23 protein-coding genes and 1 riboswitch are annotated in these 20,481 nt (G+C 49.0%); of the genes, 4 read left to right on the top strand and 19 right to left on the bottom strand.

Going from position 1 to position 20,481, the window contains the following annotated elements; genetic code table 11:
• Positions 1–11 precede the first annotated feature (11 nt).
• From T472_RS18810 to T472_RS18850, 9 genes are all read right to left on the bottom strand, one after another.
• Positions 12–728 carry a MurR/RpiR family transcriptional regulator gene (locus tag T472_RS18810; protein ID WP_207643995.1) on the bottom strand — a complete coding sequence of 239 codons (717 nt, stop codon included), beginning with the start codon at positions 726–728 and terminating at the stop codon, positions 12–14.
• A 36-nt stretch (positions 729–764) separates the two neighbouring features.
• Positions 765–1,694: a mannose-6-phosphate isomerase, class I gene (gene manA / locus T472_RS18815; protein WP_023387982.1), complete on the bottom strand. Its 930-nt coding sequence runs from the start codon at positions 1,692–1,694 to the stop codon at positions 765–767.
• Between the two features lie 129 nt (positions 1,695–1,823).
• Positions 1,824–2,531: a flavodoxin family protein gene (locus T472_RS18820; RefSeq protein WP_023387983.1), complete on the bottom strand. Its 708-nt coding sequence runs from the start codon at positions 2,529–2,531 to the stop codon at positions 1,824–1,826.
• 14 nt (positions 2,532–2,545) lie between these two features.
• Positions 2,546–3,151, bottom strand: coding sequence for a TetR/AcrR family transcriptional regulator (locus tag T472_RS18825; RefSeq protein ID WP_040908279.1), 606 nt, complete (start codon positions 3,149–3,151; stop codon positions 2,546–2,548).
• A gap of 11 nt (positions 3,152–3,162) precedes the next feature.
• The gene (locus T472_RS18830; RefSeq protein ID WP_023387985.1) at positions 3,163–3,576 is read right to left on the bottom strand and encodes a hypothetical protein; all 414 of its coding nucleotides are present in this window, start codon (positions 3,574–3,576) and stop codon (positions 3,163–3,165) included.
• A gap of 153 nt (positions 3,577–3,729) precedes the next feature.
• A complete protein-coding gene (locus T472_RS18835; RefSeq protein WP_023387986.1) occupies positions 3,730–4,137 on the bottom strand; it encodes a hypothetical protein in 408 nt (135 codons plus the stop codon).
• A 2-nt stretch (positions 4,138–4,139) separates the two neighbouring features.
• The gene (locus tag T472_RS18840; protein ID WP_040908281.1) at positions 4,140–6,002 is read right to left on the bottom strand and encodes an alpha-glucosidase; all 1,863 of its coding nucleotides are present in this window, start codon (positions 6,000–6,002) and stop codon (positions 4,140–4,142) included.
• Between the two features lie 14 nt (positions 6,003–6,016).
• Positions 6,017–7,378, bottom strand: coding sequence for a glycoside-pentoside-hexuronide (GPH):cation symporter (locus tag T472_RS18845; RefSeq protein ID WP_023387988.1), 1,362 nt, complete (start codon positions 7,376–7,378; stop codon positions 6,017–6,019).
• Positions 7,379–7,397: 19 nt separating this feature from the next.
• The gene (locus tag T472_RS18850; protein ID WP_023387989.1) at positions 7,398–7,682 is read right to left on the bottom strand and encodes a hypothetical protein; all 285 of its coding nucleotides are present in this window, start codon (positions 7,680–7,682) and stop codon (positions 7,398–7,400) included.
• Positions 7,683–8,114: 432 nt separating this feature from the next.
• Here T472_RS18850 and T472_RS18860 point away from each other — a divergent pair, with 432 nt between their 5' ends.
• Genes T472_RS18860 through T472_RS18870 form a run of 3 tightly spaced genes read left to right on the top strand, consistent with a single transcriptional unit; the run spans position 8,115 to position 11,648 of the window.
• On the top strand, positions 8,115–8,912 hold the full coding sequence (locus T472_RS18860; protein ID WP_023387991.1) for an FAD binding domain-containing protein: 798 nt from the start codon (positions 8,115–8,117) through the stop codon (positions 8,910–8,912).
• Positions 8,909–9,367, top strand: a complete 459-nt coding sequence (locus T472_RS18865; RefSeq protein ID WP_023387992.1) for a (2Fe-2S)-binding protein — start codon at positions 8,909–8,911, stop codon at positions 9,365–9,367. The genes T472_RS18860 and T472_RS18865 overlap by 4 nt, the downstream gene beginning before the upstream one ends.
• 1 nt (position 9,368) lies before the next feature.
• Positions 9,369–11,648: a xanthine dehydrogenase family protein molybdopterin-binding subunit gene (locus tag T472_RS18870; RefSeq protein WP_023387993.1), complete on the top strand. Its 2,280-nt coding sequence runs from the start codon at positions 9,369–9,371 to the stop codon at positions 11,646–11,648.
• 185 nt (positions 11,649–11,833) lie between these two features.
• On the opposite strand, the gene T472_RS18875 is transcribed toward T472_RS18870, so the two are convergent.
• The 10 genes from T472_RS18875 to T472_RS18920 form a co-directional block, all read right to left on the bottom strand.
• Positions 11,834–12,121 carry a MoaD/ThiS family protein gene (locus T472_RS18875; protein ID WP_023387994.1) on the bottom strand — a complete coding sequence of 96 codons (288 nt, stop codon included), beginning with the start codon at positions 12,119–12,121 and terminating at the stop codon, positions 11,834–11,836.
• Positions 12,121–13,959 (bottom strand): aldehyde ferredoxin oxidoreductase family protein, encoded by a 1,839-nt coding sequence (locus T472_RS18880; protein WP_023387995.1) that lies wholly within the window; start codon positions 13,957–13,959, stop codon positions 12,121–12,123. The genes T472_RS18875 and T472_RS18880 overlap by 1 nt, the downstream gene beginning before the upstream one ends.
• A 36-nt stretch (positions 13,960–13,995) precedes the next feature.
• Positions 13,996–14,097, bottom strand: a riboswitch (molybdenum cofactor riboswitch).
• A 114-nt stretch (positions 14,098–14,211) separates the two neighbouring features.
• The gene (locus T472_RS18885; RefSeq protein WP_023387996.1) at positions 14,212–14,637 is read right to left on the bottom strand and encodes a hypothetical protein; all 426 of its coding nucleotides are present in this window, start codon (positions 14,635–14,637) and stop codon (positions 14,212–14,214) included.
• 18 nt (positions 14,638–14,655) lie between these two features.
• Positions 14,656–15,051: a BRcat domain-containing protein gene (locus T472_RS18890; RefSeq protein ID WP_023387997.1), complete on the bottom strand. Its 396-nt coding sequence runs from the start codon at positions 15,049–15,051 to the stop codon at positions 14,656–14,658.
• A gap of 109 nt (positions 15,052–15,160) precedes the next feature.
• On the bottom strand, positions 15,161–16,288 hold the full coding sequence (locus T472_RS18895; RefSeq protein ID WP_152975214.1) for a 4Fe-4S dicluster-binding protein: 1,128 nt from the start codon (positions 16,286–16,288) through the stop codon (positions 15,161–15,163).
• A gap of 25 nt (positions 16,289–16,313) precedes the next feature.
• Positions 16,314–16,664, bottom strand: coding sequence for a hydrogenase maturation nickel metallochaperone HypA/HybF (locus T472_RS18900; RefSeq protein ID WP_023387999.1), 351 nt, complete (start codon positions 16,662–16,664; stop codon positions 16,314–16,316).
• 18 nt (positions 16,665–16,682) lie between these two features.
• Complete coding sequence (gene hypB / locus T472_RS18905) at positions 16,683–17,366, bottom strand: hydrogenase nickel incorporation protein HypB (RefSeq protein WP_023388000.1); 684 nt, start codon at positions 17,364–17,366, stop codon at positions 16,683–16,685.
• 124 nt (positions 17,367–17,490) lie between these two features.
• Complete coding sequence (locus tag T472_RS18910; protein WP_023388001.1) at positions 17,491–17,916, bottom strand: universal stress protein; 426 nt, start codon at positions 17,914–17,916, stop codon at positions 17,491–17,493.
• A gap of 256 nt (positions 17,917–18,172) precedes the next feature.
• Complete coding sequence (locus T472_RS18915) at positions 18,173–18,976, bottom strand: NAD(P)H-dependent oxidoreductase (RefSeq protein WP_023388002.1); 804 nt, start codon at positions 18,974–18,976, stop codon at positions 18,173–18,175.
• On the bottom strand, positions 18,973–19,176 hold the full coding sequence (locus tag T472_RS18920; RefSeq protein ID WP_023388003.1) for a hypothetical protein: 204 nt from the start codon (positions 19,174–19,176) through the stop codon (positions 18,973–18,975). Before T472_RS18920 ends, T472_RS18915 begins: the two co-directional genes overlap by 4 nt.
• A gap of 348 nt (positions 19,177–19,524) precedes the next feature.
• Between T472_RS18920 and T472_RS18925 the strand changes: the two genes are divergently transcribed.
• Positions 19,525–20,451, top strand: coding sequence for a DegV family protein (locus T472_RS18925; RefSeq protein ID WP_023388004.1), 927 nt, complete (start codon positions 19,525–19,527; stop codon positions 20,449–20,451).
• Positions 20,452–20,481: the final 30 nt, after the last annotated feature.

The following is a 20,481-nucleotide window of genomic DNA, read 5'->3' on the forward strand; positions in this document are numbered from 1 at the left end:
AAATTTACGGATTAAATATCCAGCTTCTTCTTAAGCTGGTCCACGACTTCATTGACCATGATCATGATATGCAATTGCTGTTCTCGTGAAATACCTTTCATCTTATCTACAGGCACATCATGGTGGAAGCAGTAGTCACTCAGATTCATCAGGCTTGATCCGTTCTTTGTTATCGATATGACCTTCATCTTAAGTTTTTTCGCTTCCTTGGCAATCTGAAGGCATCTTTGGGTTTCACCTGAACTGGACAGGACGATAAGCGAATAGCCTTCAAAATTCTTGAACATCTGCATCTCAGCAACAAGCAGTGACGGAATGCCAAGGTACAGCAGCTGCCGCTGAAGATACAGTGCGGATATGTTGGAACCGCCTAATCCAAATATCATCAGTTTTCTTCTGCTGCCGATGATGGCATCTGAAACACAGGCTGCTCCATCAAAGTTGATCTTTCTCAGGATATACTCGGTGTTCGCGATATGCCGTTCGCTGGTTGAGTTCATCAGTTCAATATCTTCCTTGGCAGCATACTTCATTTCACTGAATCCCTGGAACCCCAGCAGCTTGCATGCCCTGTTGACAGTAGCCTGCGAAGTGAAGCTCTCGTTTGCAACCTTGATGACAGATAGGAAGGGTATGCTCGTGAAGTTCTTTTCCAGGTAATCCAGAACCTCCAGTTCACTTTTACTCGCTTCCTTGTCAAAATTCCTCTCGGTAAGTTGATGGATCACCCGATATTTCAAATTATACAATCCTTTCTTAACTCATCACACAAACGAGACAATAAGCTCAAGATTCCCGTCGAGCACTATACTGCTTGCAGCAGACGTAAGGATGAAGTGGTCACCTTTACTGATTTCTGAGCCATTTACCGTTCCCTTGCCATCAAGGACGCTGAAGAGCTTGTAATTTGTGGATCCCATCCTGACAGGTCCATCGGTGGTCCATTTTTCAACAGTAAAGAACTCGCTTGATACATAGACTGTCCGGACACAGTTTTCCTCTTCGTATGTTGTTGGTTCTGGATTCTTTGCAGCCTTATCCACAGATATGACTGACTTCGCCTTGTCAAAGTGCAGTTGTCTTTTACTGCCTTTATCATCCACCCTATCATAGTCATATATCCTGTATGTGGTATCAGAAGACTGCTGAGTCTCCAGAATCAACGTACCTTTGCATATCGCGTGTACTGTTCCTGCCGGAACATAAAAGAAATCACCCGGCTTGATCGGAATGCTGTTCATAAGGGAGTCCCACTCGCCATCATCAAGCATCTGGTTCAGTTCTTCCCTTGTAGCTGCGTTATGGCCATAGACGATCCTTGCATCGTCAGTACAGTCTATGATATACCAGCACTCGGTCTTTCCAAGGTCGTTCTCAACTTCCCTGGCAAATTCATCATCGGGATGAACCTGTATGCTGAGGTCATCGCTTGCATCTATGATTTTCGTAAGCAGTGGAAAAACCGGCTCCTCGCTGTTTCCGAAAAGTTCCCTGTGCTCCTTATACACTGATGACAGTGTATTGCCCTTTAGCAGCCCATTTCTTATTCTGCAATCTCCATTCTTGTGAGCTGAGATTGCCCAGCATTCACCTATATTGGAATCCTGTACCTCATAACCAAAATGTTCCTTAATCCTTGTCCCGCCCCAAAGCCTGCTTACAAAAATCGGCTCAAGCATCAGTATTTCCTGCATATCGCACCTCTTAATTCCTAGATTAATCACCTATACCATAACTAATCCATCCCAGATTTGCAATAAGATTCATTTTCAAGGGCCCTCATCCTATTGCAGATGAAATGCCTGATTTTACCCATCCTGTTGTCATGAAGCATTCCAGGGCTTCGCCTTATCAAGCCATCCCATGCTCTCCCAGTGGTTCCTGTCAACCGGGTTCCAGGTGTTGCCCCTATGCATCCTGGCAATCATGTTGAATAGGACCTTCTGCTTCAATCCGGGCTTTGCAGTGTTCACGCTTCCCCTTGCCTTTCCTGCAATGGCTGAAATCCTTTCGTCTATTTCTGCACGGACCTTGTCAGTCACATCCTCCCATTTGGCAGCGCTTACGTTCATGCTAAGCCTGTATACCTTAGGGACTCCCATCCAGAACAGCTGCCTTGCCATGGACTTTGTAACCCCTCTGGCACCCGCACCTGCTGCAGTCGATACAACTATCCCTACCTTCCTGAACATAGCCTTGTTCGGCCTGTGTGATATCCACATGTAGCCCAGGTGGTCGAAGAAGCTCTTCAGGGCTCCGCTCATCTCCATGCAGTATGTCGGAGAATCCATTATTATGATATCCGATGATTCCATGGCTTGTACTATCGGCTGTATCCTGTCCCTGTGCGGGCAGAATTCGCAGCCCCTAAGGATGCAGTTGTAGCAGCCGATGCAGAACTTGTCTGCATCCACGGGAAGACTGAACTCATGTATGATTGCGTTGCCGTCATCGAGCGCTTTTGCGATGCTTCTGGTCATGTGCCAGCCCGACCCCTTGTGGGCCTGCCCGTGGATAATTGTCATTTCCATTTCCTTTGCTCCTTTTATGAATATATCTTTGAGAACTGAATTACATGCCTTGTAAGAAGATCCAACGCTTCACTTTCCTTCTCTGGAAAGCTGTCATACTTTGACAGCAGAAGGAATATAGGTGAGTAGAACTGCATCGCCATGACATAGGGGTCTGCTTCCCTGAAGCCGCCCTTACTTATCAGGCTTCTGAACAGCGAGCTTTCAAAATCAAGCGCGCCATCAATGAAGAACTTCCTGAAAACATCCCCGGCAACATCCCTGAACTGCTCAATGGTCAGCATCCTTCTGAATCTGGATGCGAATTCGTCCTTAAGGAAGTACAGGAAAAGGTTCTGCGCAATTGCTACAAACTGTTCTTCAGTTATATTAAGGTACGTCTTCGCTACCTCATCCTCTTCCCCATGGGGCACTCTCATCATTCCCATCGCCGTCTCATACCTTTCAGACATCTCCTCTACAATGCTGCTGAAGATGTCCGCCTTGCTTGAAAAGTGGTTGTAAAGGGATGATGCCTTTATTCCAACCTTAGCTGCTATGTCCCTCATGGACACCCCCTCGTATCCCTTTACCGAGAACAGGTCAAGTGCCTCAGCTATTATCATTTGTCTCGTGCTCATCTTTTCCAATGTTATCCCCCCATCACTATCCTTGACGCTTCTACAAGGAGAAGCTTCATCACAAATATTCCTGAAACCATGAAGAAGGCAGCCTTGCTATACTTGTCCTTCCTGATGAACAACGTGGAAATTGAGACAGCTGCTATAGCCAATCCTGCCAGGCTTGCTGATACTGACTGGAAGCTTTCAACAGAGAAAAGCCCCGTTTCTCCACCGGTAGAGGCAGCAGCTACAGAAAGAGCGTAGTTGTCACGGATTGCAGCAAGGATGCATACAAGAAGGCCTGCTGAAACCAGTATCAGAAGTCTTCTCCCCCAGCCTGCAGCGCGTCCCCTTCCATGGTACTGCAATGCGATGAATGATGCTATGCCGGCAATGAGCAATGTGTTGGCTGCAGATAGGGTGCTTCCAAAGTATAGTTCCAACCTGTTTTCCTCCTTGACTAACATTTGTTAGTTTTATTCTAACTAACGGTAGTTAGTCTGTCAATAGGCTTCTAAACTTTTTTTGAATGCAAATAAAGGTCCGGAACACCGGACCTTTCAACTGAATATTTTTGCCTGATCTGGGTACACAGTTTAGTGCCAGTCAAGATGATACTCTCCCCTGTGGTCCTTCGCCTCGAACCAGATGAGATACTGTCCCTTACCTGAAATGGTTATGGTGAATTCCGAAGTCTTTATGTTGTCAGCCCTGTATACAACCTCACCCTCCTTCTTTTCCCTTGATACGATTATAGAGAGCTCTCCGCCTTCGGTTATCACGACTGTCCTGATTTCAACAGTCCCGCCTTCAGGGATGTTTATGTATTCCCCCATCTTGCTTCCATTGAACTTCATATACGACATGGAAAGGCTATAGGGAGTGTTGAATTCCCTGCTGACTGTCACACTGTTGCTGAATCCGCCCGAGCATCCATTTATGATCGCAAGCATCAGCATAAGCGCAGCTGTAATGATTAATTTCCCGCTGTTCTTCCTCCTCATATTCACTCCTCCCTTGTAATCCAGACAGAAGCCTCGTAAGGCCTGAGGTCTTCATTAGACTCATCATAGTTTGAAGCAAGCCTTCTTCCTGAAGGAACAGGTCCTACCCTCCTGATTGCCTCCCTGGATAGGTTGCATTCGATGAAGAGCGTCTCGCTATCATCCTTCCTGAAGTAGGTAAATATGTCCTTTTTATCCTTGTTTGTGACTTCAATGTCCCCGTAGACCAGCGCCGGATGATCCTTCCTGATTGAAATAAGGTCACGGTAGAATGACCAGAGCGAATCCTTGTCACCCATCTGGTCCTCAGCGTTGCAGACCTCGATGTCACCTGTCCCTATCCATGGTATTCCCTCCGTAAAGCCGCCATTTGGCTCCTTGCTCCACTGCATGGGGATCCTGGCATTGTCCCTGGATCCTGCAAGGATCCTTCTGAAAGCCTTCTCCTCACCTTGGACTTTCCTGAACTCTTCGAACTTGCCGAAGCTCTCAACATCCCTGAACTCCTCCATTGACCTGAAGCCCTTGTTAACCATGCCTATCTCCTGCCCCTGGAATATGAAAGGGGTACCCTTGAGGGTAAGCTGCATAACAGCAAGGAGTTTTCCTAGTATCCAACGCAGCTTCCCATCTCCATCCACCTTTGAGATCATCCTTGGGTTGTCATGGTTCTCGTAGAAAAGTGACATCTGGCAATACGGGCTGTATTTTTCCATGTATTCGGTTATGAAGCTCTTGTAGCAGTTCAGGTCGTACCTGTATTCATCGAACCTGGAATGACCGGGATTTTCAAGGTGGTCGAAGGAGAAAGCCATGTCCAGCTCTTTCCTTCTCTCCGCAGTTAGGAGCTTCATCATCTCGATGCCGACTCCCGGAGTCTCCCCCACCGTGAAGGCACCGTAGGGCTCGAAGGCATCCCTCCTGAGCTCCCTAAGGTAATCATTGAGTTTCGGACCGAAGAAGTACTTCTCTACACCTGTATATCCCATGAGCTTTCCTATTATCTCGCTGCCGTCAGGAAGCCCCTTCGGCTTCGAAATGTAGTTTATTACATCAAGCCTGAAGCCGTCGACACCCTTCTTCAGCCACCACCTGACCATATCACTTATGTCCTCCCTGACAGATACGTTCTCCCAGTTGAGGTCGATCTGCTTTTCAGAAAAAAGGTGAAGTGCGTACTCCTTCCTCTCCTCGATGTACCGCCAGGCGCTCCCTCCGAAGTACGAGGTCCAGTTGTTGGGTCTGTCCCTGAAGATGTAGTAGTCCCCGTAATTCCCTTCCGGGTCACGTACCGCCTCCCTGAACCATTCGTGCTCATCGGAGGTGTGGTTTACCACAAGGTCCATGAGGAGCCTCATGCCTCTCCTGTGGAGCTCTGAAAGCAGCTCGTCAAAGTCCTCCATGATCCCGAACTCAGACATGATCTTCCTGTAGTCCCTGATGTCGTATCCGTTGTCATCATTTGGCGAGTCATAGACCGGGGACAGCCAGACAGCGTCTATGCCAAGCTCTGAAAGGTAGCCGAGCCTTCCTATGAGACCTCTTAGGTCACCAACTCCGTCTCCGTTTGAATCCATGAAGCTTCTTGGGTAGACCTGATAGAATACTGCCTCCTTCCACCAGGCACGGGTATTGTTTGCCTTATACTCCTGTACTGTATCCTCGTTATTGAGAAGTGAGATCACGCTCTCAAGAAGGCCCCTGTCCACCCTTCCAAAAGATAGCCTTCGTATCCAGCCAAGCCTTATTGACCCTATGATCCTGTTCTCAATAAGTTTTTCGTTCCTTCCCGACTGGAGAAGGATCTTCCTTAGAATGTCCCTGCCTATCGGATTCCTGTATATGTCCCGTAGAGTTGAGTTCATGTCAAGCACTGCAATCACTCCTGTCTTATGAAGTCTCCCCGGAGAGTGAGGTCTTCGACTATCGTGTCAAACATTTCCTTGTCTATCCTGTATTTCAGCCTGTAAACCAAATAGCCTGCAGCAATGAAGAAGAGAGGCAGGATGAGCATTGAGAATTTCATGATTAGGAGCCCTTCTGCTGTGACATCCTCGGGCTTAGCCGCAGAATTTATCCCTGAAAGTATTAGGGTCGCCCCGACTATGCCGTTCGCTATCGCTCCGCCTATCTTGTTGATGAATGGCTGCACTGAGAAGGTTATGCTTTCGTTCCTCCTTCCAAGCTTCCACTGTCCGTATTCAACGGTGTCAGACATGAACATGAGCATCAGCAGCTGTATGAATGCCTCGGCCACAAATATGAGAACTCCCGATATCCCTATGAACACCATGTTCATCGGTGAGAAGAAGAATATCACATAGCCTGCCGCGACCATTACTGTCGCCGCCCCGTACAGCTGCTTCCTCGTGAACCTTCTGGAGAACAGGTGGAACACTGAAAGCGCCGCGAGCTGTGAAGCACCGAGTATCCCCGCGAAAACCGGATACATGCCTTCATCCCTGAAGGCATACTTGAAGAAGTATACCCCGAAGGTCGTCGTAGTCACATACCCTATCATGAAGAGTGCCATGGATACTGCAGTATACATGAGCTGGTCGTTCCTGAAGAGTACTGTTACTATCTCCTTCAGTGTAGTATGCTCTTCCTTCCTGTACAGTGACCGGTCCTCCTTCACTCCTATCAGTGTGAACAGGAGGAACAGCCAGGTTATGGCAACGACAGACACCGCCAGGATGAACCAGGCATTCTTGTCACCTCCCAGCGCATTGGTGACAGGAAGTATGCCGACAACTATGGCATACATGCCAATGTTTGCGCAGATCCTTGCAAAGGCACCCGTCTTCTCCCTTTCCTTCTGGTCGATCGCAAGTGAAGGAAGCATTGACCAGTAGGCAATGTCATTGGTTCCGTAGATCAGGTCCCAGAGGAGGTAGATCGTTCCGAAGGAAAGTATGAGCGGAGTTCCGCTTAAGCCAAGGTCAGTGAACAAAAGGACAGTGAGGATCCCTCCTATCAGACCTCCAATGACTATCCATGGCTTGAACTTCCCGTATCTTGAATGTGTGTTGTCAACTATGTACCCCATGAACGGGTCGTTCACCGCGTCGAATATACGAAGGACAGTGAGTATTCCCGTCATCCACCACATGACGCTGTCAGGCAGGTCAAGTATCTCAGTAAGGTATACCATGAGGTACATGCTGATAAGAGTGAACAGCATGTCACGTCCGATGGTCCCGAGTCCGAATGCAATCCTGTTCCTTTTGTACCTGTCCATATGCAGCCTCCCTTTAATATCACTTCAATCCGAATCCCATAAGCTCCACCACAAAGGAGTCGTTCATGAGCTTCCTTGTGAACACATCCCTGTATTTGTACGTCTTTGTCTTCTCTGCATCCCTCAAGGCCTGGAGCTCCTTCGGCAGCTCCTCGTGCTCCTTCATGATGTGCTCGTGCATGTTCTCGAACTTCGCAAGTCTCTCGATCAGCTCACCTGTGCAGTTGCCATCAGCAATTGTCATACTTCCCGCATCTGCCACGTATTTCCTGCCGTCCTCAGACAGCCTTGTGAATCGTACCATTTCATGACCTCCTGTGACCATATGATGCTTTGGCCCAATAATCAGAATACTTTGACTTAAGTATATCATTTTTGTCCCTTTTCATATATGGGACCCAGGCAGCAACGGCATAATTAATCAGAGAGAATCCATTCTCAGGGACAGGTATCCATAGCAGCATTTTGCCAAGGTTTTTGTGGAGATGGAGGCGGATAACGGGTATAATGGATATATCGAACAAAGAACACCTTCATCAAATTATCGTTCGTAATCCTTATGGCTCCGGGCCCTTACCGGTCACCCTGGAGTGACCTCGAAGCGGCCTTATTGGCGCGATACGGCAAATATTTACCGTATGTTTTCCAATTGTCCAAACCCGGTATGCTTAATTGGATTATAATTTTGGATTGAAGGAAGTTGTTCGGACAAAAATATACTTTTGGGGGGATTAGTGTGGCAAGCATCGAAAAGGTCGTAAGACCCTGCAGTCTTGAGGAAGCCTATGTTCTTAACCAGGAACGTTCAAGGGTAGTGCTTGGAGGCTTCATGTGGATGAAGATGGGAAACAGGAACATTGCGGAAGCTATCGACCTGTCGGGGCTCGGACTCGATACGATAGAGGAGTCAGGCGAGGAGTTCAGGATAGGCAGCATGTGTTCACTAAGGAGCCTTGAGCTTCATGAGGGAATAGACAAGGAATTCGGTGGTTTCGTAAGGGATGCCCTTCACCACATAGTAGGAGTGCAGTTTAGGAACGGAGCCACAGTGGGCGGAAGCGTATACGGCAGGTTCGGGTTCTCAGACGTGCTGACATGCCTTATGGCTCTCGATACTTACGCTGAGCTTTATAAGGGAGGCATCGTTCCCCTTAAGGAATTCGCACAGATGAAGCCTGATACGGACATCCTTGTCAGGGTGATCATAAAGAAGGACGGCAGGAAGGCATCCTACCAGTCACAGAGGAACACAAGGACTGATTTTCCAGTCATAGCTGCAGCTGTAGCTGTAAAGGGGGACACTGTCTATGTGGCTGTCGGAGCAAGGCCTTCAAAGGCCGGCCTTGTCGAAAGCACTGACAGCGGACTCGGGCAAGGCTCGACAAACGAAGAGATATCGAAGTTTTCCGATTGGGCCAGGGACCAGTTCACCTACGGCAGTGACATGCGTGCCGGCGGAGACTACAGGAAGCATCTCGCTTCGGTGTACATCAGACGCGGCCTGACAGAACTTCTCGGAGGTGAAAAGGCATGACGATAAGACTATGGCTTAACGGAAAAGAGATCACAAGGGAAATTGAAGACGGGAAGCTTCTCATTGACTTCCTGAGGGAAAACGGCTGCGGCAGCGTAAAGAGAGGCTGCGAGACCTCCAATTGCGGACTTTGCAGTGTCATCATGGATGACAAGCCGATACTTTCCTGCTCTACCCTCGCTGCAAGGGCTGACGGCAAGCATGTCTATACATTGGAGGGACTACAGAAGGAAGCTGCTGAATTCGGAGAGTTCCTTGCAGACCAGGGAGCCGAGCAGTGCGGATTCTGCAGCCCTGGAATTGTCATGAGTGTCATAGCCATGTCAAGGGAGCTCAAGGATCCGACTGACGACGAGGTATCCCTGTATCTCGCAGGCAACCTTTGCAGGTGCACTGGCTATATGGGTCAGAAGAGAGCGATAAGGAACTATCTCTCGAGCAAGGGAGGGAAATGATATGCGTCATATAAGCAAGCCCATAAGGAAAAAGGACGCCATGTCCCTGGTAACAGGAAAGCCAGTCTACACCCAGGACCTGGCACCAAGGGATGCCCTTGTTGTTAAGCTCCTGAGGAGCCCGCACGCCCATGCCCTGATAACAGAGATAGATACGGAGAAGGCTTCGGCAGTCAATGGAATTGAATGCGTGCTGACCTACAGGGATGTGGCCGGAGAAAGGTTCACCCTTGCAGGCCAGACATATCCAGAACCAAGCCCGTACGACAGGCTCATTCTCGACCAGAGGCTGAGGTTCGTCGGCGACCCGGTGGCAATAGTTGCAGGAGCTACTGCAGCTGCAGTTGATGAAGCGCTGAAGCTCATCTCGGTGAAGTATGAGGTCCTTGAGCATATCCTTGACCTGAGGAAAGCAAAGGACAATCCCATTCTGATCCATCCGGAGGAAGACTGGAGGAGCCTTAGACCGGTAGGTGCCGACAACAGGAGGAACCTCTGCGCAAGCGCCTCCGACCAGCACGGAGACATAGATGCGGTCCTGGCAGGCTGTGACTATGTCGTAGAACAGACCTACCATACCAAGGCAAACAACCAGACAATGATGGAGACCTTCCGCACATTCACATACAAGGACGCCTTCGGAAGGCTGACCTGCGTGTCATCCACCCAGATCCCCTTCCATGTGAGGAGGATACTCTCGAATGCGCTTGGAATACCAAAGTCACAGATAAGGGTTATCAAACCAAGGATAGGCGGAGGCTTCGGTGCGAAGCAGACTGCCGTTTCTGAGATATATCCCGCAATAGTTACCATGAAGACAGGAAAGCCTGCGCTCATTGTCTACTCGAGGCAGGAATCCCATATAGCAGGTTCCCCGAGGCATGAGATGGAGATGACGGTCAAGGTCGGAGCGACCAAGGATGGTATCATCCGCGGGATCGACCTCCACACCCTTTCAAACACAGGCGCCTATGGCGAACATGGACCCACTACAGTAGGGCTTTCAGGACACAAGTCCATACCTCTGTATGGAAAGACAGATGCCTTCAGGTTCAGTTTCGATGTCGTGTACACCAATGTCATGTCAGCCGGCGCCTACAGGGGCTACGGGGCACCGCAGGGCATATTTGCCGTTGAATCAGCGGTCAATGAGCTTGCAGTGAAGATGAACATGGACCCGGTGAAGCTCAGGGAGCTGAACATGGTTAAGGAAGGCCAGAAGATGTATGCGTACTATGGTGAGCAGCTGAACAGCTGCGCACTTGACAGGTGCATGGCAAGGGCCAAGGAAATGATAGGCTGGGATGAGAAGTATCCTGCAAAGGACCTTGGGAACGGAAAGGTCAGGAGCGTCGGAGTTGCAATGGCCATGCAGGGATCAGGCATATCCAAGGTGGATACGGCTGCAGTGTCGCTGAAGGTCAATGACGATGGATTCTATACCATGGGAATCGGAGCTTCGGACATGGGCACAGGCTGCGACACCATACTGGCGCAGATTGCAGCTGACTGCCTTGACTGTTCGGTGGACGACATAGTTGTCCATGGAGTTGACACGGACTCCTCACCGTATGACAAGGGCTCCTACGCCTCAAGCACAGCCTATGTCACAGGAATGGCTACGGTAAAGACCTGTGAAGTGCTGGTCGGGAAGATAAAGAAGGCAGGGGCATCAAAGCTCAAATGCGACGCTGACAAGGTCGATTTCGACGGAACCAAGGTATACAACGTTGAAACCAATGAATCAGTAAGTCTCAGGGATATCGGAAACTCCGAGATGGATGGCAACAGGAACTCTCTTTATGCAACAGAATCCTTCTCATCACAGACATCCCCGCCGCCTTTCATGGTGGGCATGGCTGAGGTGGAGATAGACAAGGAGACCGGAAAGGTGGATCTAATAGACTATGTGGGGGTAGTGGACTGCGGGACAGTCATAAACTCCAACATCACAAGGATCCAGACAGAAGGCGGAATTGCCCAGGGAATAGGAATGGCTCTTTATGAGGACATCATATACAGTGAAAAGGGCCAGCTCTACAACAACTCCTTCATGCAGTACAAGATCCCGACTAGGCTTGACGTTGGAACCATCCGCGTCGACTTTGAGAGCAGCTACGAGCCTACAGGACCATTCGGAGCGAAATCCATTGGTGAGGTCGTAATCAACACCCCATCACCTGCTATAGCAGGAGCGATCCTCAATGGTGTGGGAGTAAGCATAAGGGAGCTTCCCATAACAGCTGAGAAAGTCTACAATGCGATGCAGGAGCTGAAGTAACGAGTATTTCCGTTACAAAAAAATCACTTGAAAATCAAACGTAATACCTAAGATGTAACACAAATTGACGCTGGCGGAATGATTCCGCCAGCGTCATCTGTTTCAAGTATCAAATTGCAGCTTTCCTGTCATGACCTTCCATGATTGATCCAGGAGATCCTTTCACCACAGGTTCTGACCTTGGACTAGCCACCACCCAGCACAGGTATGAAAAGAAGGATGTCATTGTCATTTACCATCCGGTTAGGCCCCTTCAGGAAAGCTATCTCCCTGCCATTAAGGAGTATCCTTACAAAGATGTCCTGATTTCCGTCCTTGTCACTGATCATGGGTTTCAGCCTATGGTCAAGGATCCCATCCAGCTTATCGATGCATTCCTCTATGCTGCAGGGTGTTTCAATCTCAACAAAGGTGACCGTGTCGCCGAACAGTGCCCTGAAGCTGGCGTATCCGCGAAGCTCGATCTTACCCATCAGATAAGTCCAAGCTCCTTCAGCTTATCTTCCCTTGGTATCCCGTTCGCATCCCAGCCCCTGACTTCGTAGTACTCATCAAGCATGGCATTGAGGTCTGCTTCCGTTATGAGTTCACCTTTTGACAGGCCATCCTTGAGTTCTTCCTTCAGGAACCGTTCAGGCAGGGTATCATCCTTTCGTGAGAATCCTTCCCGTACATTGAACATGCGGTTCAGGTTGTTAAGCCTTTCCCCAAGAGCCCACACATCATCCTTTGTGAACTCCATTCCGGTTGCACCGGTAAGCTGCATTGCAACGACCTCCTGCGCGTTATGGGGCATGGCAAGCTGGGTCGGGAACTCACAGAGCGTAGCCACATCGTAGGTACCGCAGAAATCCTGATTGAATTTCGCAAGTATGCCCTTCCCCTTTATTGCCAGCCTTTCTACAGGGTATGGGAACGGCATACCGAACACTTCCTGGAATGCATAGCCCCTGTTGTGGTCCGCACCGTTATATGAGGTTGCGAAGTTTAGTCCATGGGCCTTGAGGCCTCTCGGGTCATATGCGGGGAGCTCAAGCCCCTTGACATGCATGGCATACTTTTCCGCTCCGTTTCCTAATTTCTTCGCAAATATCCTGGTACCATCAGACATCATTTCGCCAAGCCCTTCCTTATATGCCATCATCCTGACGAGTCTTGCGATGGTATCCTCATTCCCCCAGGTCAGGTCCAGCCCCTCAGTCCCTGGCAGCAGTCCCTTCTCATACAGCTCCATGGCCATTGAAATGGTGACACCTGCAGATATGGAGTCAATCCCCAGTTCGTCACAGAGCCTGTCCATAGCAAATATGAATTCAGGATTCTTTATTCCCAGCATGGATCCGAAGGAGTAGAGGGTCTCATATTCCGGTCCCTCCGTAGCTATTCCAGCGTACCTTCCGGTCTTCGCCATCCTGACCTGGCTGCAGCCAAGCGGGCATCCATAGCAGTTGTTCCTCCTGACCTTATATTCCGCCAGGGCCTCAGGCCCTATGGAGGAGTAATCCTGACAGCCCGTATCCGTGTAGTTCCTGCTTGGGAATACGCCTACTGCCTGAGCCGCATCAACCGCAGAGGATGAACCTACATGTGAGAAGACGGGATAGGCGAATGGTGAGTCCTTCAGGGCCTTGGTGAATTCTGCCACTCCTGCCTGAAGCATTTCGGGATTGGCTACAGGAACTGTCTGGGTTCCTCTTATCGCAATCGCCTTGAGCTTCTTGCTTCCCATGACGGCCCCTACTCCCTTTCTTCCCATTGCCCTCTGCTCATTGATTATCGAGGAGATGAGGCTTATGTTCTCACCTGCAGGGCCAATGCATGCGATGCGGCAGCTCTGGTCATTAAGTTCTTCCTTTAGGTATATCTGTGTGTCAAGGGCATTTATGCCCCACAGCTTCTCAGCTGAACGTATGCTTACCTTGTCATCCTTTATGGAGAGATAGACCGGTTCATCTGAAGCACCTTCAATCACGACCATGTCATAGCCGGCATACTTAAGCTCAACCGGCAGGTAGCCCCCGCTGAACGAATTGCAGATTGTTCCTGTAAGGGGTGACTTTGTGGCAACCCCCATCCTGCTTGCGCAGATCGCCCTGGTACCTGTAAGGGGTCCTGCAAAGAAGACAAGCTTGTTCTCGGGACCTAATGGGTCAATACCGGGAGAAAGCTCATCATAAAGCAGCTTATCAGCAAGAAGCGCACCGCCAACATACTTCCTGAGCACATCGTCCTCGATCTTCTCTTTTCTTACCGACCTGTCCGTAAGATTGACCCTTAATAGAGACTGCCAGCATCCGCCTTGAATTGACATAAAACAATACCTCCCGTATTTTAATCATAGGTCACCAGATTGGTTACCCATAACTCTTTCCAAACACGGGAGGCATTGAATAAACGGTCAATACCCATTGGCCTTGTCCCTTGACAAGGCTCGAGCTATTGCCTTTATTATAAAACTAAACAATAGCAATGACAATTATATTTATCACTTTAACAATAAGTTCACTTTAGAAGCAAAAGCTAACCTGAGGTTGCATCAGGTTACTCAACCAGAGCGACCACCTCATCTGATCCCGGTATCGAATCCTAAACTGACCTCGGTAAAGCTTCCCTTTACCACTTCTACCCCAACGGGCTTAAGGTATGGAAGCTTGACACCATCAGGATCTGATTCCAGAACATAGCTTCCTTCAGGAACGAGCACCCTGAACATGCCATCCTTGTCAGACTTTACCTTGAGGCTTTTTCCTGTAGAAAGGTTCCTGACGATGAACTCAGCGTCAGGGTATGGAACACTATCTGTCTCACCAGGCTTTGACACCGGGTTTACCGGGCCAAGTGTGACAGTGCCCATTATGCCGGTATCCTGGTCGACGGGTATAAGGCCGCACGCAGCTGCCAAGATGAGCACGACTGCAATAACGGCCAGCATGATGTGTTTCCTTGAATTCCTGTTCAGGTGAGAACGGACCACATAATCTCTATCCATCCCTACTCCTCTTTTATGTCAGCTCTTCCTGGAGAATCTGGTACCGCATTTCGGACACTTTACCTCGACCTTGCCCTTCCCTTTGGGTATCCTCACCATCTGCCTGCATCCCGGGCAGCTGTATACCCTGTAGGTCCTGCTCAGCTTCATTATCTGGACATGGTTCGCTATCTTCCTTAAAAACCTGTCCCTGACCTGCACGTACTTGAGGTTCTGGGATGAGCACAGCCTGTGGTTCTTGGAGAATATCCTTGAATACGCGTATATTGTCATCGCGAATCCGACCAGGTTGATGTATGGGTTTTTGGCAAAGCTTCCTATGAGCATGACAACGAAGCTGACATATACCATAAGCCTTGACAGCTCGTCTACGCCGTAGCGTCCCTGCATGAGTTTCCTTAGTCTTTCCTTCATTTTCAGCATCCTTCCGATATCACTTTGTATTTGGCTATCCTTTACAAGAAAGTATTCTACTACGCAAAGTTTAAAAAGAGATTATTTGGACTCTGGCAGGCTGTCATCTTCACTTTGGCGCAGAAAACCTGTCAGCCTTAGACCTTAGGAGCATCCTTACCAGCTTTCCGTTCGAGAGCTTCCCCCTGTCCTTCCCGAGCCTTATGAAGGTCTGGGTGATAGTCTTCGGTACATATGGCTGCTCACCCCCGGTTTTCCTCATGAGTCTGATGGCCCTGACAGGGCAGGTCGTTACGCACAGTCCGCAGCCGATGCACCTGTCCTCATCGATTATCGCTTTCTTGCCAGTCACAGTAACTGCATCCATCTGGCATCTTCTGATGCAGATACCGCACCCTATGCATGGGTCCTTGTCAACAATAGCCATGAATGGCGATGACACGAGCCTTCCAGGCTTTGGCTGCTTCTTAAGTGTCTTCAGTACTCCACAGCAGCATCCGCAGCAGGCACATATGAACACGGCGTCGCGTTCGTTTCCCGGGGACAGGACAAGGCCCGCCTTGTCTGCCTTCTTCAGGACCTCAAGGGCTTCCTCCATGGTGATGGACCTTCCCCTGCCTATGCGCTGGTAGAAGTCCGCTCCCTGTCCGAAGGACAGGCAGGTCTCCTTTGGTTTTCCGCAGCCCTCCCCCATCATTTCCATTTCTGTCCTGCAGATGCAAGGGGTCACTGTAAACTTAGTCTGAGCCCTTACCAGTTCCTCAGCCTTCTCATAGGACAATATCTCAGTGTCCCCTCCAACAGATCCGCCTACCGGAACTGTCCTTAGCTGAGGCGTCTTCTTCCAGGTCCTGGAGTCAAGTAGATATGGTGCATATTCCTCGAAGTAGCCTATCAGCTCAAGGTCAAGCCTGCCTATCTGGTATTCCCATATACCCACCACGAACTGGGATGCCATGTACCTTGGCGGCTGGCCTTCCTTCCTTGTTCCGTAGATCAGCCCCTTCTTCTCCATCTCGTCAAGCCTTTTTTCAGCATCAGCTGTAGAAATGCCCATCCTCCAGGCGATTACCCTTGGCTCCTCCTCGATTATGCTTAAGGCAAGAGCCATTTTGGCATCCTCCGGTGTAAACAGCTTCCTAAGTATCCTGATCTCAACTCCTGACTCAGTCTCCGGAAAACCACCCGGCAGGTCATCCAGATGCTTTGCCAGCCTTCTGTACAATTCTTCGTTCATTTCGCACCCCAAAAATTAATCTTCCTCATACTATGGCTATCCTGACTACCTCAAGCTCCGACCCTGAGTATAGGGCTGCATCGGTACTCCCGCACTTCGGGCATATGGTCACAGCCTTTGACCTCCAGTCAAAGTTGAAGATTTCACCGCAGGAGCTGCAGCCTGCGGCTGCAGGCACACGGATGAATCTCACCTTCGCACCTTCTGCTATCGTTCCTTTGCTTATGTGGTCCCAGTACTTCTGGGTGATCTCCTCGATGAAATCCCTCATTTCGCCTACCTTCAGGTAGACAGCATCAATCCTTACCGCCCCGTTTTCTTCGGCCGCCTTCATGGCCTGGGCAAATATCCTGTGTGTAAGCGGAAGCTCATGCATCTTCAGGTCCCCTTCTGATCACAGTGTGTCTGTCTTTTCCCTGTATGCTGTTATTTTCTCTTCAATGTAAGTGCACCATTCATCTAGTCCTTCCCCGGTCCTCGCAGAAACCCTGAACACCCTCATCTGAGGATTAAGCACCCTGACCCTTGATTCAAGGGCTTCGAAATCAAAGTCGAAATACCCTGCCGCATCTACCTTGTTTACAAGGAGCACATCACAGACCCTGAACATGTTGGGATACTTCAGTATCTTGTCATCACCTTCCGGAACACTGAGTATCATGGCCTTAAGGCTCTCACCGATGTCAAATTCTGCTGGACACACAAGGTTTCCGATATTCTCAACGAATATCACGTCAAAATCCCTGACTTCCATTGTATCAAGTGCGGAGCTGACCATGGAAGCATCAAGATGACAGTCTCCACCGGTTCTCAGCTGTACCGCATATCCGCCTTCACTGACAATCTTCTCGGAGTCTACCATTGAATCGATATCCCCTTCGATTACCCCTATCCTGTACCTGTCCCTGAGCCTTTTCATGGTGCCTACGATTATGCTCGTCTTCCCTGAGCCTGGAGAAGACATGAGGTTCAGCATGAATACCCTGTCCTTTCCAAGCCTTTCCCTCACCTTCTCTGCCTCGTCCCCGTTTACAGTGAGGATCGTTTCCCTGATGTCTATAAGCCTTATCTCGTCCATGGTTTGCCTCCATTACTGATCTCTGCTTCATATATGATACCATGTAAGGCATCAGGCCGCCGGAATAATCCGGCGGCCCTCATGAATTTTTATGCTATCTGAGCCTGAACTCACAAGTATGCAGCTATTTGACTACAAGTACAGGGCAAGGTGCGTTAGAAACCACCCTCTGTGTTACGCTTCCCATTATTGCTCCGGCCCATGGTCCGTGACCCTTGGTTCCCATGACTATAAGGTCTGCGCCCTTCTTCGCTTCCTCGACAACCTCCTGCGATGGATATCCATGGACAATCTTAGTCTCAACCTTGATCTCTCCGACATCGATCCCCTTCATTGTGTCTTCCATTGCAGTCTTGCTGTGCGCTTCATACTCCATGCTTGTCATGTCTACCCCTGCGCTGACTTCACTTGCCATGATATGCGGATGCTTCATGATGACATGAAGCAGTTCAATCTCTGAACCGAATCCCTTTGCCATTTCCACTGCTGCTGAAAACGCATGTCTGGAATACTCAGACCCGTCTGTAGCTACGAGTATCTTCCTGAACATGATGACTACCTCCTTCCTTGGACCGTTAGCATCACAAGCTGAACTTGCTGCAAGAATATATGAATAAAACAAAACCGACCCCGCATGAGGCCGGTAAGTGTCGCATATTGTGGAACGCATATCGGCGCCACCGGCGCAAAGCTTCCATGTTTCTTACAATTATTATATCACAGACCCCTGTGAACTTCTTGAACAATTCCGGTATTTTCTTTGAATATCAAAGGATTCCATTGTTCCCTCCAGCGGATCATGATGATTAGTTTTCACCGGAAGGCTCTGGCTGCATCAATGACATTATCCAGGCTACTAACGAAGCCAACGGATACTTTAGCAGACTGGATTTCGCCTCGCAATAGTATCTGGCATCATCTTCCAGCCATCCCTTCCCTTTCCAGTACCTGTAGTCAGCAAGGTCTTTGCTTTTCCTTGAGAATGCATCCTTCTGAAGCCGGAATGAAAGTATGCTTATGAATCCGGGATCAGGCTTACCTTTATCTGTCAGGTCATCATGGAATTTCCTGCAGGCCTTTGCTGTCCTGCTTATGGTCTTCTTCTCAAGCCTCATGCGCTGCTCCTGCCTTATCTCTTCAGCAGGATGCATTACCCCAAGCCTGCTGCTGACCTTAAAGCCCCATGTTCCTATTTCGAATCCGAGGGTTAGAGTCGTGAAAACCAGTCCTACAGCCCCTGTTGTTGCCACTATCATGGCCTTCTTACCGTGGAACCTGGGCCTGTGGCAGACGTATGCGAACCTGTCGATGAAGTTCTTCATGATCCACGATACATTGTATGCGTATACCGGTGTAGCGAAAATCACACCATCTGCATTTTCCATCATTTTCTCGATGTCCGCCCTTCCATCCTTTATGGGACATGAATCCTCTCCTTTCAGGAAGCACAGGTAGCAGCCCTTGCATGTTCCAAGCCCTGCATCCTTAAGGAACAGGTATTCCATCTCAAGTGAACTGTCCAATGACCTTAGGCATTCCTCTGCCTGCCTTACAGTCCTGTATGTGTTTCCTTTTCCCCTCGGACTTCCTATTATCGCAAGTATCTTCATGGCACCCTCCGGAATGAAAGAATGAGAAGAAGTACAGAAGTAACAAGTCCAGCCAGCACTGACAATGTCCCTAGCTTCATATGAAAGCCCAGGGATCCCGGGTCAGTGATGTTGTTATAACGTATCCATGATCCGCAGATAAGGGTTGAGAGAAGCAGAATCGCGCTTACGACTGAAATAGCTGCATACACGTACCTCATAATTTCTCCTTTCCTATCAGGACATCCCTCATGTTGTCCGTACAAGTAAAAGTCTACCAAATCGCGCATAGTTTGTACATATCTGTTAATATTGTTTTAATATGTTATAATATTGCATTACCTTAGAACAGTCCAAATTTTCGGATTACACGAGAAAATATTCGCTATGCAACAAGGGATCCAAAGTCAGCTATGAAAGCTGAGCCTGACGATCCAGCTTTCATAGCTTTTCATACGCACGGTGGTAATAAATTTTTTACTGCTTATTGTAAGTTCATCTTCACTATGCTATTCTTCATGAATAACACATCTGCAAACGATTAAAATAACGGTTTTTTAGGAGAAATTATGAAGATAAAACTTATGGCTGATTCAACCTGTGACCTTTCGGATGAGGTCCTTGAAAAATATGACATATCAATCGCGCCGCTTGTGGTTTCAATTGACGGCAGTGAATACCGTGACAGGATCGACATAACAGCCGATGAGTTCTACTCGAGGCTCGCTACCTACTTAAAGCCGCCCACGACCTCCATGCCAACCCCTGAATCATACATGGATTGCTTCAGAAAGGCTGAAGAGGCAGGTTATGACGAGATACTCTGCATCTGCATGTCCAGCGGCACCAGCGGTTCCTATCAGGGGGCTGTGCTTTCGAAGGGCCTTTATTTTGAGAACAATCCTGGATCCAAGGTAAGGATAGAGGTCATAGACTCCGTTTCAATGAGCCACGGAAGCGGCTGGCTGATAATGAAGTGCGCAAGGCTCAGGGACCTTGGCTACAGCTTTGACGAGCTAATCGACTACTGCGAACACGTGAAGTACAGGATAAAGCATTTCCTTTCCGTTGAGGACCTTGAAAACCTCATAAGGAGCGGAAGGCTTTCAGGTACCGGTGCGATCATAGGAAAGATGCTTGGAATCCAGCCAATAATGTCCATGAAGAACACCAAGGGTGCAGTGGTTGCCAAGAAGCGCGGACTGAAGCAGGTGCTTAACTTCTACGTGCAGGAATTCATGGAGAGGGTTGACTACGATGAGACAGATTTCGTGATTATCGGTTATACCTCTGACATCCACAGGGCAGAGAACCTGAAGAACCTCTTCGTTTCCAAGACAGGCTTCGATGGCGACATATACATGATGCAGATGGGCGTGGCAGTAGGGACACATGTAGGACTCGGAGGACTTTCCATGTTCTTCCTTGAGAAGCCGCATGAGGACTTTGTCCAGCACATTAAAGAAAAGCTCGCAAGAAGGATACATAATCAGTAAGCCCTTACAAAAGGTGCTGTTGCAAAATAG

The organism is Youngiibacter fragilis 232.1 (assembly GCF_000495435.3).
In the GTDB taxonomy this organism is placed as follows: Bacteria; Bacillota; Clostridia; order Clostridiales; family Clostridiaceae; genus Youngiibacter; species Youngiibacter fragilis.

Bases quoted from the DNA above. Each gene is read 5' to 3' on its own strand.
- T472_RS18850 (WP_023387989.1), bottom strand. From the start codon at position 7,682: ATGGTACGATTCACAAGGCTGTCTGAGGACGGCAGGAAATACGTGGCA.
- T472_RS18835 (WP_023387986.1), bottom strand. From the start codon at position 4,137: ATGAGGAGGAAGAACAGCGGGAAATTAATCATTACAGCTGCGCTTATG.
- manA (WP_023387982.1), bottom strand. From the start codon at position 1,694: ATGCAGGAAATACTGATGCTTGAGCCGATTTTTGTAAGCAGGCTTTGG.
- T472_RS18915 (WP_023388002.1), bottom strand. From the start codon at position 18,976: ATGAAGATACTTGCGATAATAGGAAGTCCGAGGGGAAAAGGAAACACA.
- T472_RS18865 (WP_023387992.1), top strand. From the start codon at position 8,909: ATGACGATAAGACTATGGCTTAACGGAAAAGAGATCACAAGGGAAATT.
- T472_RS18895 (WP_152975214.1), bottom strand. From the start codon at position 16,288: ATGAACGAAGAATTGTACAGAAGGCTGGCAAAGCATCTGGATGACCTG.
- T472_RS18845 (WP_023387988.1), bottom strand. From the start codon at position 7,378: ATGGACAGGTACAAAAGGAACAGGATTGCATTCGGACTCGGGACCATC.
- T472_RS18825 (WP_040908279.1), bottom strand. From the start codon at position 3,151: ATGAGCACGAGACAAATGATAATAGCTGAGGCACTTGACCTGTTCTCG.
- T472_RS18890 (WP_023387997.1), bottom strand. From the start codon at position 15,051: ATGAAGGAAAGACTAAGGAAACTCATGCAGGGACGCTACGGCGTAGAC.
- T472_RS18880 (WP_023387995.1), bottom strand. From the start codon at position 13,959: ATGTCAATTCAAGGCGGATGCTGGCAGTCTCTATTAAGGGTCAATCTT.
- T472_RS18875 (WP_023387994.1), bottom strand. From the start codon at position 12,121: ATGGGTAAGATCGAGCTTCGCGGATACGCCAGCTTCAGGGCACTGTTC.
- T472_RS18840 (WP_040908281.1), bottom strand. From the start codon at position 6,002: ATGAACTCAACTCTACGGGACATATACAGGAATCCGATAGGCAGGGAC.
- T472_RS18885 (WP_023387996.1), bottom strand. From the start codon at position 14,637: ATGGATAGAGATTATGTGGTCCGTTCTCACCTGAACAGGAATTCAAGG.
- T472_RS18820 (WP_023387983.1), bottom strand. From the start codon at position 2,531: ATGGAAATGACAATTATCCACGGGCAGGCCCACAAGGGGTCGGGCTGG.
- T472_RS18870 (WP_023387993.1), top strand. From the start codon at position 9,369: ATGCGTCATATAAGCAAGCCCATAAGGAAAAAGGACGCCATGTCCCTG.
- T472_RS18920 (WP_023388003.1), bottom strand. From the start codon at position 19,176: ATGAGGTACGTGTATGCAGCTATTTCAGTCGTAAGCGCGATTCTGCTT.
- hypB (WP_023388000.1), bottom strand. From the start codon at position 17,366: ATGGACGAGATAAGGCTTATAGACATCAGGGAAACGATCCTCACTGTA.
- T472_RS18910 (WP_023388001.1), bottom strand. From the start codon at position 17,916: ATGTTCAGGAAGATACTCGTAGCTACAGACGGGTCTGAGTATTCCAGA.
- T472_RS18900 (WP_023387999.1), bottom strand. From the start codon at position 16,664: ATGCATGAGCTTCCGCTTACACACAGGATATTTGCCCAGGCCATGAAG.
- T472_RS18925 (WP_023388004.1), top strand. From the start codon at position 19,525: ATGAAGATAAAACTTATGGCTGATTCAACCTGTGACCTTTCGGATGAG.